The 16,454-nt window shown below is 69.8% G+C and carries 14 protein-coding genes and 2 pseudogenes; 6 read left to right on the forward strand and 10 right to left on the reverse strand.

Going from position 1 to position 16,454, the window contains the following annotated elements; genetic code table 11:
* Positions 1-296: 296 nt before the first annotated feature.
* Complete coding sequence (locus OG737_RS28340; RefSeq protein WP_405922128.1) at positions 297-1,934, reverse strand: serine/threonine-protein kinase; 1,638 nt, start codon at positions 1,932-1,934, stop codon at positions 297-299.
* Between the two features lie 278 nt (positions 1,935-2,212).
* Positions 2,213-3,097, reverse strand: coding sequence for an AraC family transcriptional regulator (locus OG737_RS28345; RefSeq protein WP_328929048.1), 885 nt, complete (start codon positions 3,095-3,097; stop codon positions 2,213-2,215).
* 162 nt (positions 3,098-3,259) lie between these two features.
* On the opposite strand from OG737_RS28345, the gene OG737_RS28350 reads away from it, so the two are divergent.
* Complete coding sequence (locus OG737_RS28350; protein WP_328929049.1) at positions 3,260-4,375, forward strand: serine hydrolase domain-containing protein; 1,116 nt, start codon at positions 3,260-3,262, stop codon at positions 4,373-4,375.
* Between the two features lie 176 nt (positions 4,376-4,551).
* Positions 4,552-5,496: pseudogene (locus OG737_RS28355) on the forward strand (hypothetical protein); the annotation flags it as partial.
* A 249-nt stretch (positions 5,497-5,745) separates the two neighbouring features.
* On the opposite strand, the gene OG737_RS28360 reads toward OG737_RS28355, so the two are convergent.
* Both OG737_RS28360 and OG737_RS28365 read right to left on the reverse strand, forming a co-directional pair.
* On the reverse strand, positions 5,746-6,150 hold the full coding sequence (locus OG737_RS28360) for an FKBP-type peptidyl-prolyl cis-trans isomerase (protein WP_405922129.1): 405 nt from the start codon (positions 6,148-6,150) through the stop codon (positions 5,746-5,748).
* A 234-nt stretch (positions 6,151-6,384) separates the two neighbouring features.
* Entirely contained in the window at positions 6,385-7,038 is a 654-nt protein-coding gene (locus OG737_RS28365; protein ID WP_328929051.1) for a DUF1326 domain-containing protein, read from the reverse strand.
* Between the two features lie 214 nt (positions 7,039-7,252).
* Here OG737_RS28365 and OG737_RS28370 point away from each other — a divergent pair, with 214 nt between their 5' ends.
* Positions 7,253-8,065 (forward strand): DUF2182 domain-containing protein, encoded by an 813-nt coding sequence (locus OG737_RS28370; protein WP_328929052.1) that lies wholly within the window; start codon positions 7,253-7,255, stop codon positions 8,063-8,065.
* A gap of 338 nt (positions 8,066-8,403) precedes the next feature.
* On the opposite strand, the gene OG737_RS28375 is transcribed toward OG737_RS28370, so the two are convergent.
* On the reverse strand, positions 8,404-8,619 hold the full coding sequence (locus OG737_RS28375) for a DUF6243 family protein (protein ID WP_328929053.1): 216 nt from the start codon (positions 8,617-8,619) through the stop codon (positions 8,404-8,406).
* Positions 8,620-8,744: 125 nt separating this feature from the next.
* On the opposite strand from OG737_RS28375, the gene OG737_RS28380 reads away from it, so the two are divergent.
* Positions 8,745-9,035 (forward strand): hypothetical protein, encoded by a 291-nt coding sequence (locus OG737_RS28380; protein ID WP_405922130.1) that lies wholly within the window; start codon positions 8,745-8,747, stop codon positions 9,033-9,035.
* A 108-nt stretch (positions 9,036-9,143) separates the two neighbouring features.
* Here the strand turns inward: OG737_RS28380 and OG737_RS28385 are convergent, their stop codons facing one another.
* The 4 genes from OG737_RS28385 to OG737_RS28400 form a co-directional block, all read right to left on the reverse strand.
* Positions 9,144-10,334: a cytochrome P450 gene (locus OG737_RS28385; RefSeq protein WP_405922131.1), complete on the reverse strand. Its 1,191-nt coding sequence runs from the start codon at positions 10,332-10,334 to the stop codon at positions 9,144-9,146.
* Entirely contained in the window at positions 10,331-11,521 is a 1,191-nt protein-coding gene (locus OG737_RS28390; RefSeq protein WP_405922132.1) for an MAB_1171c family putative transporter, read from the reverse strand. The genes OG737_RS28385 and OG737_RS28390 overlap by 4 nt, the downstream gene beginning before the upstream one ends.
* The gene (locus OG737_RS28395; RefSeq protein WP_328929057.1) at positions 11,518-12,045 is read right to left on the reverse strand and encodes a regulator component; all 528 of its coding nucleotides are present in this window, start codon (positions 12,043-12,045) and stop codon (positions 11,518-11,520) included. The genes OG737_RS28390 and OG737_RS28395 overlap by 4 nt, the downstream gene beginning before the upstream one ends.
* Before the next feature lie 253 nt (positions 12,046-12,298).
* Positions 12,299-12,754: a helix-turn-helix transcriptional regulator gene (locus OG737_RS28400; protein ID WP_328929058.1), complete on the reverse strand. Its 456-nt coding sequence runs from the start codon at positions 12,752-12,754 to the stop codon at positions 12,299-12,301.
* Positions 12,755-13,207: 453 nt separating this feature from the next.
* Here OG737_RS28400 and OG737_RS28405 point away from each other — a divergent pair, with 453 nt between their 5' ends.
* Together OG737_RS28405 and OG737_RS28410 are read left to right on the forward strand one after the other, a co-directional pair.
* On the forward strand, positions 13,208-13,939 hold the full coding sequence (locus OG737_RS28405; RefSeq protein WP_328929059.1) for a substrate-binding domain-containing protein: 732 nt from the start codon (positions 13,208-13,210) through the stop codon (positions 13,937-13,939).
* Between the two features lie 70 nt (positions 13,940-14,009).
* Positions 14,010-14,600, forward strand: a pseudogene (locus OG737_RS28410) (isocitrate/isopropylmalate family dehydrogenase); the annotation flags it as partial.
* Between the two features lie 172 nt (positions 14,601-14,772).
* Here the strand turns inward: OG737_RS28410 and OG737_RS28415 are convergent.
* Positions 14,773-16,401 (reverse strand): carboxylesterase/lipase family protein, encoded by a 1,629-nt coding sequence (locus tag OG737_RS28415; RefSeq protein WP_405922133.1) that lies wholly within the window; start codon positions 16,399-16,401, stop codon positions 14,773-14,775.
* Positions 16,402-16,454: the final 53 nt, after the last annotated feature.

Raw genomic sequence — 16,454 nt, forward strand, 5'->3', positions numbered from 1 at the left:
GAGCTCCCCGCGCCGCGCTGCGGCGCGTATGGAGCGCCTCGGGTCGTCGCGGTGCTGGCGGCAGGCGGACAGGGGCCTGCCGCAGGGCTGGCCGCTCTTGGTGGGCTTCGCGCAGAGCCACAGCACGGAGGGGTCTGAGCAGCGGCAGCCGGTGCCCGTCTCATCCATCCAGCGAACGCCAGGGCCCCGCTCTGACACTGGCCTGCGCCAGCTTTTCGCCCCGCGGCGTGCGGGCTGGGACCTGCACGAGTACTGCAACTCCGACCTGACCCACCTCGGTGAGAAAGGTCCGAGCGTCAGGCACTGTCTGCCGCCCGCCTCGCGAGGTATCCCTGCGTGCGTCGGAGCGCGTCGGCTATCAGGCCGTTTGCGAGAAGTAGCAGCCATCCTCCAGGCAGGAGCACGCTGCGAATCGTGTATCCGGGGTTGGCGTCATCCGAGGGCTCCAGGCCGAGTGTCATCGCGAGCACCCACAGACCAAGGAGCGTGACGATGGTGATCCAGCCGGCACAGATCACGCCTGCCACCAGGCCGCACTTCTTTAGGTCTTGGTCGTCGGCCAGCCTCAGCAGGAACAGGACTGCCAAGGCTAGTCCAGCCGCTGTACCGATGATCCCGATGGGTATCGCCTGCCAGCTCGTTGTCACTCCGGGGATGCCGCTGGGAATTGCTTCCCAAGGGTGCTGCCAGTTGAAGCGTTCGAGTACGTGTGCCACTTGAGTGCCGGAGGGCTCCTTCTTCCAGGTCTCCGAAAAGATCGGCTTGAAGCTCGCCCAGAGGAGCGCTCCCGCTGCCAGGAGGATCTCTGCCACATGGGTGCCGATCACTTCGCCCACCGATGGAGTCCCGATCGGGTTCGGCACCTGCTGCGGCAGTTTCTGAGTGCCCGGCAACGCGGCCGGAGCCGATGCGGCGACAGGCCCGGTCTCCGGCGTCCCGCCGCCTTCATTGCCACCCGTCATATGCGGGGAATCGGGCTGATCACGACGGGCGGTGTCTGCCGCTTCCGAGTCGGTGACAGTAAGGGCGCGCAAAGCGCTGGTGCGCGCCTGGATAGCTGCGCGGGCACCAGTGATCCCCATCCAGGCGCCCGGACCGAGCGCGTTACCCAGCTCCTCCTCGCACCACTCCAGCACACGTAACGGTGCCGGGCGCTGGTCGGGGTCCTTGTGCAGGCAGGCGCCGATCAGTTGACGCAAAGGGGGAGTGAAGAGGGACACGTCCGGGTCGTCCGCGACGACGCGGTGGGCAACGGCCCACTCGTTCTCCGCGGCGAACGCCTCACGGCCGGCGGCGAGGAAGTACAAGGTAGAACCGAGAGCGAAGACATCGGAGGCCGCACCGACGGGGCGGCCCGAGGCCTGCTCGGGCGACATGTACAGCGGAGTGCCGATCCGGGTGGAATGGCTCCTGTAGGTCACGGACTGGGTCAGAGATTTGACGATGCCGAAGTCGATGACCTTCGGACCGCTCTCGTCCAGCATGATGTTCCCGGGCTTGAGGTCCCGGTGCACCACGTTCGCGGCGTGGATGTCGACGAGGGCGTGGGCGATGCCCCAGGCCAGCAGCATCACCTGCTCGGTCGGCAGCGGCCCATGGTCGGCCACCAGATCCCGCAGGGAGGGCCCGGCCACGTACGTCGTGGCCAGCCATGGCCGCTCGGCCTGGGGGTCGGCGTCCAGCAACGGCGCGAGGTGGGCACCGCGCACCTTCTGTGCGGCGCCCACCTCGCGCGCGAATCGTTGTCCGAACTCCGCGTCCCCGGCGAACTCGTGACGGATCACCTTCACGGCCGTTGGCTGCCCGCCGGGGGAAAGAGCGAGAAACACCTGCCCCATACCGCCCTCGCCCAGCCGCGCCACCAGATGAAAGCCCCCGAGACTGTCCGGATCATCCGACTGCAATGCAGGAAACTGAAACGCTGCCCTCGGCACGAAGCCCCCCTCGTCTCCCCACCCGGGGGATACCTCACGGCTCGACGCCCGCCGCGTTCGTCCCACGAGCGTAGAACTCTGCCTGCCGTTCCACCAGAAAAGCCGAAGGTCCGACCCGCCTCGCTCATTGGCTGCAAGTCAGGCAGCTGCACGGGGCGCGTCGGCTCCGTGCCAACAGGCCCCGACAAGATCACCAACAGCATCCGGAACGGGTGCCAGAACCGCAACTCGCTTGCAAAGCCACCCGGAGCGCGTAGGGCGCCGCTATCGCGCTGTGCTCACGCCCCGGCGCTCCCGCTGCTGCCCCGCTCGACCGGGATCCACAGCTGGGAGTCGGTCTCCGCGCCGATCTCCACAGGCTGCGTCCGCAAGAGCTCCGGACCCGGCCGGGTCGCGTACGGGTTCGAGGGGAACCACTGCGTGAACACGTCCCGCCACAGCTCCTGGAGGGCGCTCGGATAGGGCCCGTGGTTGTCGAAGACCGCCCAGGTCCCGGCTGGCACGTCGAGGGCCTCGAGCTCCTCGGCGGCCGCCTCGGGACCGGTCACCGCGCCGATCCAGTAGTCAACCTCGGCGCCCTCCTCCCGGCTGTCGGTCAGGTGCACCACCACCGACAGGATCCCCTCGGGCTCCCCGTCGGCCAGTTCCTTCATCCGTACGATCGCCTGCTCGTCCAGGCTCTCCAGGTGCGCCGCGGCGGCCGTGTTGAGCCCCTCGTGCACGAGCGGGACCCGGGCCTTCCTGCCGACGACGCGAAACGGCTCCTTCTCCACGATCCGGTACCGCATGGTCGTACTGCCTTCGACGACGACACGGAAGGACATGCGCGGCTGTGCCGTGAGCACCGCGCCCGTGCGCCGGGCCTCGCCCGGACCGATACCGTGCACCGACCGGAACGCCCGGGCGAACGCCTCGCCCGAGCCGTACCCGTACCGCACCGCGACATCGAGCAGTGTCAGCTCCCCGGCCAGCACCTCGGCCCCGGCGAGCGTCATCCGCCGGCGCCGCACGTAGACCGGGAGCGGCATCCCGGCGAGCGCGGAGAACAGCCGTCGGAAGTGGTACTCCGACATCGCGGAGAACCGGGCCACCTCGGCCATGTCGATCTCCCGGTCGAGGCAGGTCTCCAGGTGGTCCAGCGCCTGATTCAGCTGCTCCAGCACGGGTATTCGTCCTTCCGCCTCGTGTCTCCACCGCAGGAACGCCCACCCTGCGCGGTCAGGCCGTCTTGACGGAGTAGAGAGAATCTGATCGAGCCCTGCCTGACAAAACCAGTGCGGGAATGGTTGGGCAGGAAGACCTGGCGTTATCTGAGGATCACGTCCATGACTGACATTAAGGGATATTGCGACCCGCGGTTTGTTGCGGTCCGAGAGGCACTTGCAGCTTTGCTCGTCAAGGAGGACGTGGGCGCCTCGGCGGCCGTCTACATCGACGGCGAGCCGGTGGTCGACATCTGGGGCGGGTACGCCGATGCGGGCCGATCCGTCAGCTGGGAACGCGACACCCTCACCGGTGTGAACTCGACGACCAAGAACATGACCGCCCTGTGCGCGCTGGTTCTGGCCGACCGGGGCGAGCTTGATCTGTCCGCGCCCGTCGCCGCCTATTGGCCTGAGTTCGCCGCGGCCGGCAAGGAGAACGTGCTGGTACGGCACGTACTGTCGCACACGGCGGGACTGCCGGACCTGTCCGGGCCGACGGCGGTCGAGGAGCTCTACGACTGGGAGAGCGTGACGACCTCGCTGGCCGCGCAGGCGCCCGAGTGGGAACCGGGGACCGCCGCCGGCTATCACGCGCTCACCTTCGGGTTCCTGGTCGGTGAGATCGTCCGCCGCATCACCGGCCGCAGCCTCGGGGAGTTCTTCGCTGAGGAAGTGGCCAAGCCGCTGGGCGCCGACTTCCACATCGGGCTCTCCGCCGAGCATGACCGCCGAGTCGCAGCCCTCGTCGCGCCGCCGTCACTGACCGACGAGTTCACCGCCACTGCACCGCCCGGGCCGGATGGCTCACGCCGGGAGAACACCGGTGCCGCGATCCGGGTCAAGGACGTGAACTCCGTGGCCTGGCGTCGTGCACAGATCCCTGCGGTGAACGGCTTCGGCAACGCTCGCTCCGTCGGCCTCGTCCAGTCGGTACTGGCGAACCAGGGGTCGGCCGGCGGCGTGCGACTGCTGTCTCCCCAGGGTTGCGAGCCCGCATGGCAGGAGGTGTTCCACGGTGACGACCGCGTCCTGCGGACGCCCATGTCCTGGACGGCGGGCTTCGGCAAGTTCGGCAACACCTTCGGCTGGGGCGGCTGGGGCGGCTCGCTGGTGGCGAGCGATCCCGGCTCACGCATGACGGTGGCCTACGTCATGAACCAGATGATCGACCGGGACCAGCAGGAGGACAACCGAGGCATGGAGATCATGATGGCCGCGTACAGCGGACTGCACTGACACGCCCACTGGGAAGGGGCAGTCCGCGCCTGCACAGCGAGCTCTTCCAGGCCGCCGAGCTCGGCGGCGAGGCCCTTCGGGCGGGCGGCCACGAAGCTCCGGATGAGGCGAAGACCGCGGCGTACGCAGGTCACGTCGTTCTCACCCCGGGTGCGCACTGCGGGGTGACCAGTGGGCGCCCGATGGTGCCGAAGGGGGCGGCCGGTGGCATCTACGGTGAGCTCGTGAACTCGACGGGCAGGATCGCCGCCAAAGCGAGGTTCGTGCCGGTCGGAGGAGCGGCAGCGGCGGGCACGGTAGGCGGGGCCGGTGCGGCCGCCGGTGCCGCGGCCGCCGGCGGGACGGCGCTCACCGTGGCAGCTCCGCTCGTGCTCATGGCCGTGGCGGTGGGGGTGAGCGCGCACGCCGACCACAAGCGCCAGCAGGCCATCGAACACATCACGAAACTGCTGGAGGAACTTCAGGAGGAGAAGCTCGACGACGAGCACAGCGAACTCGACGGCTGCCGGGACGCCATCGACAAAGCCACTGCCATTCTGCTCGACCAGGGCAAGCTCGGTGTCTCGCTGGGACTCGACTCGGCGGTGCATGCCATCAACACGGCGCTGGGCAAAGCCGACCGCCGCATTGCCCGATGGCAGAGCGCGCTGGACAGACTGCCCGAGGGCGAGGCCGTCGAACTCGGCACGTTGACCAAGTCGTTCCCCGGCGTCGACGACCATGGCGGCACCTTCCGCACCCACCTCGAACTCGCTTCCCTGGCTATCTCGCTGAAGCGACGGGTGGTTGTCCTTCAGGCCGTCGAGCACGCCCAGAGCGACGCCAGCAATCCGTTAGAGAACTTCACCCGCGCACTCAAGCGCGATCAGCAGCGCCTCGACGAACTGGAGTCGAGCATCGCCGGTGTCCTGGTACGCCTGTCGGCACTGGAACTGGCACGCCCGAACGGTTTCCGACCCGTTTTCACGACCGGTGAAGTCGATCGTCTCATGAGCGCGGCACACCGGATTCGCAAGTTGGGTGACGGCGTCACGGTCAACAGCCGCACGACGGACGTGGCGATTGACATTGCCCGCGACAAGGACGGCTCGGTGGTCGTATTCCCTGCACTGCCCGCGTAGCGACGACGTGGATTCCGCCGAGGACCTCCCCCGTCCGCCGAGCGCGGCCGCCGGGTTCAAGCGTTCGGGCGGCGGCGCGGGGCAGGCCGTTGAGGACGTCGGCCGCCACGTAGCCTTCGGGGGTCAACGGGTCGCAGCGGAAATGGTCGGGCGCTGCGGAATCGGAAGCAGGAGCGGCAGCGAGGAGTACGGCGGCACCGCCCCTGGGAGAAGACGCAGCACCTCGCAGGGGAGGAGCGGCCAGGGCCACTAGGCGTTGCTCCACCCGGCTGTGCTGGAATACGAGTCAAGCAGGTCCACCACGAAGACCAGGGTCGAGCCCGGGGGGATCAACGGCGAGGGCGACTGCTTGCCGTAGCCGAGCCGCGGAGGAACGATGATCTCGCGCCGACCGCCGACCTTCATCCCCCTCACCCCCCGGTCCCAGCCCTTGATGACCTTGCCGCTGCCCAGGGCGAACTTGTACGGCTGGCCCCGGTCCCAGGAGGCGTCGAACTCCTTCCTGGACTCGAAGGTCACCCCGACATAGTGGACCCTGACCACCATGCCCGGCTTCACCTCGGTCCCGTCCCCGACGACCAGGTCCCGGATGGTCAGCTCGGTAGGAGCGTCACCCTCCGGAACGTCGACCTCGGGCTTCGTCAGGTCACTCATTGCAGCCTCGTCACTCTCCGTCGGAAGCCCTCGCACGGGCCAGCCGGACACATGGACACTTCGTGCAGCAGATGGTCACGCTACCGAGAATGGCGGTCCCCGGAGCACACCCAATCCAGCGGCCACACGTGATGATCTTTCGCGCAGCCGATGAATGCGATGCGCAAGGCTGATGGGTCCGTGACGGGTCCGGGCGACCGCCGGCCGCGCCTGTGCCGGCCCGGTTGAGGGTACTCAGTTGGGGCCGGACCAGTCGAAGGTGATGGTCTTGCTGGACTGGCCGGTGCGGTTCCAGGTGAAGCCGAAGGCGTCGGCCCGGTCGGTGGTGGCGCGGCCCCAGGTGGCGAGCTGGCCGGGGCCGGTTTCGCAGCCGGGGAGGTTGGTCGACTGCACGCGGGCGCCGTCCGGGGTGGTCGGGCCGGTGAGGGCCTCGGCGCGGGCCTCGAGCCGCCCGGGGACGCTGGCCCGCCAGGTGGCCAGGTCCTCGTCGATCTCCACCTCGATGGGCGCGAAGTCCATGCCCCGTACCTCGAAGGCACCCATGGTCACCAGCTGCGCGGGCCAGCTGCCGGCCTGGCCACTGAAGATCATCTGCAGGGCTTGGCGCTGCCCGTCGTCGGCCCGCTCGTCGAAGATGAGCGCCGCGTACGAGTCCGAGTGCTCCGCCCAGACATTGCCGACGAAGGAGCTGAGCATCACGACGTTCAGGCCGTCCAGTCGGACGTCGCCGTAGGCGCCTTCGCGTATGTGCCACACCAGGATGCCTTCGCAGTCGCCGGTGGTCGGCGGCTGGGCGAACGAGCACGGGCACGGAATGCTGCACTTGCACACGTCGAACCAGTCGCCCGCCAGACGCCAGGCCGGCACGGTCTCTGCCGCCTGTGTCATCGCTCTCACTCCTCACGCAGCCATGACCGCGGGTCGCGGGAGCGGAGCGGCGGACCCGGTGATCCGCGTTCGTCCGGCCGCGCCCAGGGGCCGGAACGGGTCGATTCCTTTCCTTACCTCCATCGTGCGCCCGGGTTGCCGGGGCAGCCAGTGGCGAGGGGGTTGCCGTCCTCGGGATCCGTGCTGTGCTGGAAGGGTCCGATGGGAGTGCGTCATGCGTACGGTTCAGCGGCCGGACACGAAGGACCATCCGTTGCGGGCGGGAGTGCTGCTGCCGGTCCGGGACCTCGCCGTGGCCTGGTCGCTGATCGTCTTGATCGCGGCCCTGGCCTGGGTATTCACCGTGAGCCAGGCCCGGGGCATGGGGGTCGAGCCCGGCACGATGGGGATGGCGCTGCCACTGTTCCTCCTGCTGTGGCTGGCGATGATGGCGGCGATGATGCTGCCCTCTGTCGCCCCCGTCGCGGTGACCTGGGCAAAGGGGATCGCCCGCCAGTCCAGCGGTGCCAGACGGGCGCTGCGCACCACCGAATTCATCTCCGGCTACCTGATGGCGTGGACGGCGTTCGGCCTCCTCGCGTACGGCGGGCTGGCGCTCACCGGCAACCTGGTCGATCGGGACCCGGACGTCGGCAAGTGGATCGGGGCGGCCGCCTTCGCACTGGCCGGGCTGTACCAGTTGGGTCCGCTCAAGGACGTCTGCCTCCGGCATTGCCGTAGTCCGATGGCTCAGCTGATGCGGTACGCCTCGTACCGGCCGCGGCTGCGCGACCTGAGGGTGGGGCTGCACCATGGTGCGTACTGCGTCGGCTGCTGCTGGGCGCTGATGGTCCTCCTGATCCCGCTCGGCGTCATGAACGTCGCGGCGATGGCGGGAGTGGCGGTGCTGATCTTCTTGGAGAAGCTCTGGTACCGGGGGCCGCAGCTGGCCCGGCTGGCCGGCGTCGCGTTCCTGGTACTGGCCGTGCTGGCGCTCTTCCACGACTGGCTGCTGCCGGGCCTGCAGAGTTCGATGACGCCGATGTGAGGCGGTTCGGTCTCATCCGTGCTGCGGGTGCCGCTGCTTCCTGTTCGCTGCTGAAGACGAAGTCCGCCTGCTCGCCGTAGGCCGACTCGAAGCTCACCGCGAGGGCCAGGGATAAGTACTGCCGCCCTGACTCAGTACCTCCGTACCGCCCACACCGTCAGTGCTGCGGGGGCCCGGGTCCAAGGGTCTCGGCTAGAGCCGTCCGGTGGTCGGCCGAGAGCTGAGCGGGACCGGACGCGCCCGGTACGGCAGCGGAGCCCCGATACGGGGCAGGGCCCGGACCGTGCGTCGCGGTCCGGGCCCTGCCCCGTGCGGGGCCGCCCTGCGGCGGCCGGGCATCAGCTCTGTGCGGTGTCGTCGCTCGCCTGCCCGGCGGCCTCAGCTGCGCGTGCCTTCTCGCGCATCTTGCGCACCAGCTCCGCCTTCTGGTCGGCGGCACCCTGGCGGTCGCGGTTGCGGTGCGGACCGTTGTTCTGCCGTTCGGCGCGGGACAGCTTCTTGCGCTGGCCGCCGCCCTGGCCCACGGGGTTATTGATGTTCTTGCTGTCGGTCACGGGTTCTCCCGGTGGTGATGTGCAGTGATCTACGGATTCATCGGTGGGGGACGGGTGCGGCGACGTCGAAGGGCGTCAGCGGGGGCCCGTCACGCTCTCACTCGTGAATCGGTGTCTGGAAGAACATGACAAAGACGTTACCCGGTTCCGTCGGCCCCGCGCGCCAAGCTTTTCGCCGCCCCGGCGCCGGCCGGGCCTGGCATGAGGCCTGTCGGCCACTGGCAGGTCCGGCGCGGCTGGAGGGGGCGCCGACATTCCGTCCGCGTTCGTCGCAGCGTGTCGTGAAGGTGCTCTACCTCGCGGTCCGGGAGCAGATCAATCCCAAAGCACGCGACAAGAACCACGTCGCCCCACACTGGAAAGAGGCGCTGAACCAGTTCTCACTGTTCTTCGAGGATTGGCTCAGCATCCAATGACAGCAACCGACTTACGCGAAGTCGCTGACACGTCCGCACCGGCCGCCGACTCCGGAACTGTGCCGATGAACGGGGTGCGTTCGGATCCCGCGCCGCTTCCGGTCGGGGTCAGGCGAGGGTGAGGGGGAGGGTGGTCAGGCCGCGGGTGAGGCGGGTTCGGCGCCAGGTCAGGGATTCTGCGGGGACGGCCAGGCGCGTGTTCGGGAAGCGGGTCACCAGGGTGCGGAGGGCGATTTCCGCCTCGGCCCGGGCCAGGGGTGCGCCCGGGCAGCGGTGGATGCCGTGGCCGAAGGAGAGGTGGCCGCCTGCGTCGCGGTCGAGGTTCAGGTGGTTCGGGTCGGGGAACCCCGCCGGGTCGCGGTTCGCCGCCCCGGGGGCGATGAGCACCGGGAAGCCCGCCGGGATGTCGACCCCGCCGACGCTCAGGTCCTCCGTGCTGTGACGGAAGGTGGCCACGCTCACCGGGGAGTCGTAGCGGAGCAGTTCGTCGAGGGCGCCGGGGACCAGGGCCGGGTCCCGGCGCAGGCGGTCGAACGCCTCCGGGTGCCGGAGCAGGGCCAGGACGGCGTTGCCGATGAAGTGGGTGGTGGTCTCGTGCCCGGCGACCAGGAGGAGGGCGGCCAGGGAGACGGTCTCGTCCCGGTCGAGGCCGCCCTCGTCGCAGTCGCGCAGGAGGGAGTGGAGCGGGCCTTCGCCGGGGGTGGCGCGGGCCGTGTCGACGAGGTGGGTCAGGTAGTCGCCGATCCGGTGTGACGCGGCGTCGACGCGGTCGGTGTCGGTCGCGTCGAAGAGGTCGTGGGACCAGCCGGCGAGCGCGACGCGGTCGGATTCCGGCACACCCAGCAGCTCGCAGACGACGGTGACCGGCAGGGGCACCGCCAGGTCCGCCACCAGGTCGATGTCTGTGCCCGGTCGCCACGTGGCCGTGAGGTCGTCCACGACCCGGGTGATGTAGGGGCGCAGTTCCCGGACGCGGCCGGTGGTGAACAGCGGGGTCGCCACTCGTCGGTGGCGGGTGTGTGCCGGAGGGTCGCTCGACAGCATGTTGCGGGAGATGGCCGGGTGCAGGTCGCGGTTCGAGGGCCGGTCGGCGAAGAAGCGGGCCGTGTCCTTGGACAGGCGGGGGTCGGTGAACGCCTCGCGGGCCTCGGGGTGGCCGGTGATCAGGTACGCGTGGTGGCCGCCGGAGCCGGTGGGGATCCGTTGGACGGGGCAGCCTTCGCGCAGCCGGTCGTAGGTGGGGTAGGGGTCGGCGAAGAAGCGCGGGTCGCGCAAGGGGTCCTGCCGCGGTGCGGTCACGAGGCCGCGCCCGCGTGCTCGGGCGCCGGGTGCCGCGCGTAAGCGTCCGCCACGAGCAGCAGCCATGCGGTCTCCGCCGGGAGGTCGCCCTTGCGGGAGGCGGTGCCGGTGGCGGGTGGGGCCTCGTCGCCCTCGGGGGTGGCTCCGGCATGCTTCGCGGCGACGGCCGCGGCGATGACCGCCGCCTCCACCTCGGCGTCGCCCTCGGGAGTGCCGGCCGTGCCCCGGCGGGCGACCTCGGCGGCCGCGGCGTTCCGTACCGACGCTTGACGGTACCGGCGCATGGCCAGCACGCAGTCGTTGATCTCGATGACGCGGCGGTGGAGGTGGAAGTCGAGGTCGTGGGCGTCGGCTTCGGTGTTGCCCGGGTCGAGCACGACTTCGGGGACCGCCGAGGTGACCTCCCGCCACAGGGGTTCCAGCGCGGTGAACGAGGTCCGTTCCCAGCGACGGCGGCGCAGCTGGCTGAGCGGCCACAGCAGGGCGGGGAGGGTGAGTCCGACGGTGATGAGGAGCACGGCGACGGCGGGCGCGGTCACGCTGAACGTGCAGCGGAAGGGCGTCAGCGGCGTCGAGCACCGGGCGTGGTCGGGGACGAGCCCCAGACCGAGGCCGATGGAGACCAGGGCGAAGAGCTTGTACGCGACGTAGACGAGGGCGAAACCACAGCCCACCGAGGTCGTGCGCAGGCCCCAGCGCTGACTGCGGCGGGTCGAGCGCGTGGACTGGGCCCAGGTCTGCAGCAGGAAGTCCTTGGCCGTGTACCCCAGGTAGGAGATGTAGATGAGCACGTAGCACGCGTACAACGCCGGGTTGCGTCCGGTGAGTTGTTCGGCGACGAAGAAGGCGGTCATGCCGGCGACGGAGAGCGCGAGGGCGATGACGCGCAGTCGGATCTGCCGGTGGGCCCGTTCGCGGTCCAGATTGAGCTGGAAGAGGAAGGCGAGGACCGAGGTGGCCGCCGTCAGGGTGAAGGTGTTGCTGAGGAGTCGGGCGACGTGGGGGACCACCGATTCGACCGCGCGCTCCACGGCGGGGGCGTAGGAGGCGAAGGCGAGGGCGAACGAGGTCAGCAGCGCCGCCACCGCCCAGGTGCCCGTGGGGCGGTGCCCGCCGCGTCCGCGCACCCAGTAGGCGGCGAAGCACAGCAGCACGACGGCCGTGCCCGTGAAGAGGATGTTGATCATTTCCGGTGGCGCTTCTTCCTGTGCGGCTCGGCGAACAGTGCGTCCCAGCTCTCGGCGCCGCTGGCGGGCCGGCTCGACGGGCCTTCGCGTCCCCGGTACATGAGTTGTCGGATCACGCTGGCCATCACCTCGGCCTCGCGTTCGTCCTCGCTGGTGTAGCTGGTCCGGCCGGACATGCGCTGGACGAGGGTGGGGTTGAACCCGATCGCGTGCAGGGCGTCCTGGTCCAGTTCCAGGCTGCCGGGGTGGTCGCAGATGATGTGGCTGATCTCGTGGGCGAGGATGTGGTTCTGGTGGAGGGCGGAGGTGGCCTCCTCGTAGAACAACAGGTCGGCGTCCGGGGTCTCCAGGCGGATGCCGCACGGGGCGTCCATGGCGCCCAGGGTGCTCAGCGGGCGCAGGATGATGGGGCGTCCGCGTTGTTCGGCCACGGCGTCGCGGAGGTCGCGGGTGCTGAAGCGATGCGGGAGTCGAAGTGCCTCGACGCGCGCCTCACACGTGGCGCGAAGCTGCTCAAGGTCCATGTCCTCACTCTGGTGACGCCGGTCGGGGTGGTCGGCCGGGGCGAACCTCTCCCCGGAAGCCCGGTACGCGCGCCCCAATGCTGACATGTTCGCGACTGCGTTTCGAGGGCGGGGTGCCGCCGCGGTCGGGCCGTGCGGCTCGGGATATCGGGCTTGTGCCGGGAAACGCCCGATGCCCCCCTGCCGATGAGCGACCACAGGGGGGTGTCGTGTCTGGGGCGGGGAGCCGTGTGATCGCCGCCCGGTGCGCGGTTCAGTCGTCCAGGTCGAGGTCCTGTGCGGAGTCGTCGGTGGTGAGTCCTTCGAGTTTCCGGGCCTGTTCGATCACGGTGGACAGCATCTTCAGGCTGTCGACGCTCAGGCCGTTGGCGCGCAGGGCCACCTTGCGGACGCCCTGATCGCGCATGGCGGCGAGGAGGTCGATCTCCGCCCTGGTGCGTTCGGCCGCCGCGCTGTCGACGAAGTAGCCCGCCGGTACGCCGAAGAAGTCGGCCAGGGCCTTGATGGTGTGTCGCGTCGGGTTCCGCTTGGTGCCGGTGCGCAGTTGCTGGATGGCACTCGCCGTCACCCCGCGCCCCTCGCCGGTCGCGGCCTTGCGGATTCCCTCGGCGACCTCCGCGTAGGTGTAGGGCCCCCGGGAAGGGGGGTGCACCTCGCGGAAGAGGTGGTCCAGGAGTTGGGCGAAGGTGGGCGACTGGTCATCCTCCACGTACACGACCTCCTTGGCGTGATGCCGAGCCTTTGCCCACCACAGTGTTTCTCGAAGCCCTTCGGGCTGGCACCGGCAACACTTTGGTTGACGCCGGACAGTCACTCTGGTGTACGTTACCAATGCTTCGTCGCCACTGAAGTGTCGAGGGCGAGTGGTGGCGGCGTCGGCCGGGTCGGGGTCGAGCTTCACGGGGGTGAGCTCGGCCGACGGCCCGGTGCGTCGTGGCGGCGTCGGCCGGCCTGCTCCGGAGCGGCGGTGACGGGAGCGTGCGGTTCGTCGCGGACGGCCTACGCTGAACCGGGGACTTCCGGCAGCTGACGTACTTCCTCGCCATCGTGGACCACGGCGGTTTCAACCGCGCGGCGGCGGCACTCTACGTATTCCCAGCCGTCCCTGTCGCAGGCCATCCAGGTCCTGGAGAGCGAACTGGGCAGCAGCCTGTTCCACCGGGTGGGCAGGAAGGTGGTCCTCACCGAGGCCGGCGCCGCGCTGGTTCCGCCGGCACGCGAAGCCCTGCACGCCCTGGAGCTGGCCAGGGCCGGCGTCGGCGCCGTCCGCGAACTGCGCGCCGGGCGCCCGGAGATCGCCGCGATGGCCTCACCCACGATCGAGCCCCTCAGCGCCATGATCCAGCGCTTCACCGAGCGCCATCCGGCGGTGTCGCTCAGCCTGCGCGTAGCCCTCACCCGCGAGGACGTGGTCGAGATGGTGCGCACGGGAGGCTGCGAACTAGGACTTCTGACCACCTCGTCGCCGCTGCCGAACGCGGACGTCGTCCCGCACCATGTCGGAGATCACCGGCTCGTTCTGGTCACACCGCCGGACGGCCCGTTCCCGGCCGGCCGGGCAGTTCGACGCGAACAGCTCGAAGGGCACCGGCTAATCGTCGGGCAGCGGGGGACCGGGATCCGCGCTTACGTCGACGACCTGAAAGCCCAGGGCATCGACGTCCGCATCGCGGTGGAGACCGAACACCGCATGGCCTTCCTGCCCCTGATGCTCAGGGGTGTCGGACTGGCGGTGGTGACGGAATCCTGGGCCGACCTGTCCGAGCGGGCGGGAGCCCTCGTACTCGACCTGGAACCGGCCTGCGTCCAGCACAACGTCCTGGTGAGCCGCAAGGCGCAGCTGACGCCGGCTGCCCGTGCCTTCCTGGAGATCGCCCGTCCCACCGGCACATAGGAACGGCCTATGAGTCAGATCGGGGATAGGTGTTGGACCCGGACGGCGCCCGATTGCTGGAATGCGACCCATGACGAACCACGGCATCGCCCTCATCCCTGGTGACGGCATCGGCACCGAAGTCCTCCCGGCGGCACGCCAGGTCCTCGATACCGTCGGGAAGCGCCACGGCATCACTTTCACCTACGAGCAGTTCGACTGGTCCTGCGAGCGCTACCTCCGCCACGGATCGATGATGCCCGAGGACGGACCGGAGCAGCTCCGCCGTCATGACGCGATCCTGCTCGGCGCCGTCGGCTACCCAGGTGTGCCGGACCACGTCTCCCTGTGGGGGCTGCTCATCCCGATCCGCCGGGCCTTCGGCCAGTACGTCAACCTCCGCCCCATCCGCGTGTTCGACGGCCTTCCCGGCCCCGTACGCGCGGCCATGCCCGGCGAGGTGGACTTCGTGGTCGTCCGGGAGAACACCGAAGGGGAGTACAGCGAGATCGGCGGTCGGACGAACCGCGGGCGGCCCGATGAAATGGCCGTCCAGCAAGCCGTGTTCACTCGGGCGGGGGTGACCCGGGTCCTCGACTTCGCCTTCCGCCTCGCCGAACGGCGCGGCGGCACCCTGACGTCGGCGACGAAGTCCAACGGCATCGTGCACACCATGCCGTTCTGCACCCCGGGGCCGCGGCCGACGTCACCGACGCCATCGCCCGTGTCCTGGCCACCACTCCGGTGCGCACGCGCGATCTCGGCGGCTGCGCCTCCACCGCCGAATTCACCTCCGCCGTCCTTCAGCACCTCTGACAGGACGCCGCGTTGTCGCCGCAGGGCGGCGGTGTGGCCTACGGCACCGCCGGATGGTGCAGGCGGCGCCAGTAGCCGGCGATGTCCGCGGTGGCGGTGGTGACCGAGTCGAGGGTCATCGTCGTGCGGGAGTCCCGGCCGTAGCGATCCCACTGCGGCATGGGCTGGTGGTTCGGGTCGCCGGTGCGGATGAAGGAGATCCAGGACGCGTGCATGGTCGCGGCGAGACCGTCACGGACCCTTGGGCCCAGCCCGGCCAGGAAGGGCGCCTGCGACCACTTGTCGAAGTTGTTGAACACGAACGGCAACTCCAGGCAGTGCGCGGCCGCGAGTTGACCGTTGTGGGCGGGCGTCGGGAGGTTGAACTGGTACGCCCAGACCGGACGTCCACGGGCCGCCCGCCGTTCGGCCAGCGCCACGCAGGGCATGCGGAACAGGTCGTCGGTGATCAGGTCCATGAGCACGTCCAGCGGACGGGCGCCCGGGCGGGCCTCCTCGTAGGCGGTGTAGGCCTGGGCCGCCCGGCTTCCGAAGGTGTTCCGGGCTCTGGCGAGCACCTGGTCCTTGGTCGCCGCGGCGTACGGCTCGCTGAGGGCGAAGGCGAAGTTCGCCTCCTCCCTGGTCCAGCCGATCAGGACCTCGATGTCCGCCCCGGCATCGCTGAGCAGCAGGTCGGCCGGGTTGCGGTCCAGTGCGACCTCGTCGAGCACCGGCAGGAACGGGGTCGACCAGTACCCCCACTGTCCGGTGCGCCCGAACATCTCGAAGGTGGCGGCGATCAGGCGCGGCCAGGGTACGGTCCGGAGCTCCGCCACGTTCTTGGCTCCGACGACGTCCAGGAAGGTCGCGGTGCGCTGCAGGGACTCGGCGCGGGTGGGGATCTTCAGTCCGAGCGGCGGGCTCTGCAGGATCGCGCGCCGGAACAGCGGGCGGCCCTTGGTCCGGGCACCGGCCAGCGCCGCGACCGACAGCGCACCCCCGGACTGTCCGGCGACGGTGATGTTCTCCGGGTCGCCGCCGAAGGCAGCGATGTTGTCCCGTACCCAGTTCAGCGCGGCGAGTTGGTCGGTGAGCCAGAAGTTCCCGCCGGCGCCCTCCTCCCCGAAGTAGAGGTAACCCAGTGGACCGAGGCGGTAGTTGATGGTCACGACCACGAGGTCGCCATTGCGTGCGAAGGTCTCACCGGAGTAGTTGGGCATCGAGCCGGATCCGGAGATGAAGCCGCCGCCGTGGATCCACACCATCACCGGCCGCTTGGCGCCGCCGGTTCGGGGTGCCCAGACGTTGAGCGTGAGGCAGTCCTCGTCGAAGGGCGGTGAGCCGTGCGTTCCGAGCACCTGGTCGCCGCCTTCCCGGTAGGGCTGCGGTGCGCTCGGCCCGAAGGCGGTCGCATCGAGCGTCCCCTGCCAGCCGGGATGGGGCTGAGCCGGCCGCCATCGAAGGGCGCCGACGGGCGGCGCCGCGTAGGGCACGCCCTTGAAGACGTTGAGGTCCCCTTCCGTGCTTCCGCGCAGTCGGCCCGCGGGCGCCTCCACCACGGGCGAGGACGCTGCTGCGTGCGGGGCGGCCTGCGCCGCGCCCGCGCCCGGCACGCCGGAGAGCAGCGCGGCACCGGCCAACAGCCCGCTGTTCTTGAGGATGCTGCGCCGCGATGGATCGTCGGTCATGTTGCTTCACTCCCTGACTGATCAAGAGCCCGTCGCCCAAATGGCATAGCGTG

Source organism: Streptomyces sp. NBC_00122, from assembly GCF_045160845.1.
Classification (GTDB): Bacteria; Actinomycetota; Actinomycetes; order Streptomycetales; family Streptomycetaceae; genus Streptomyces.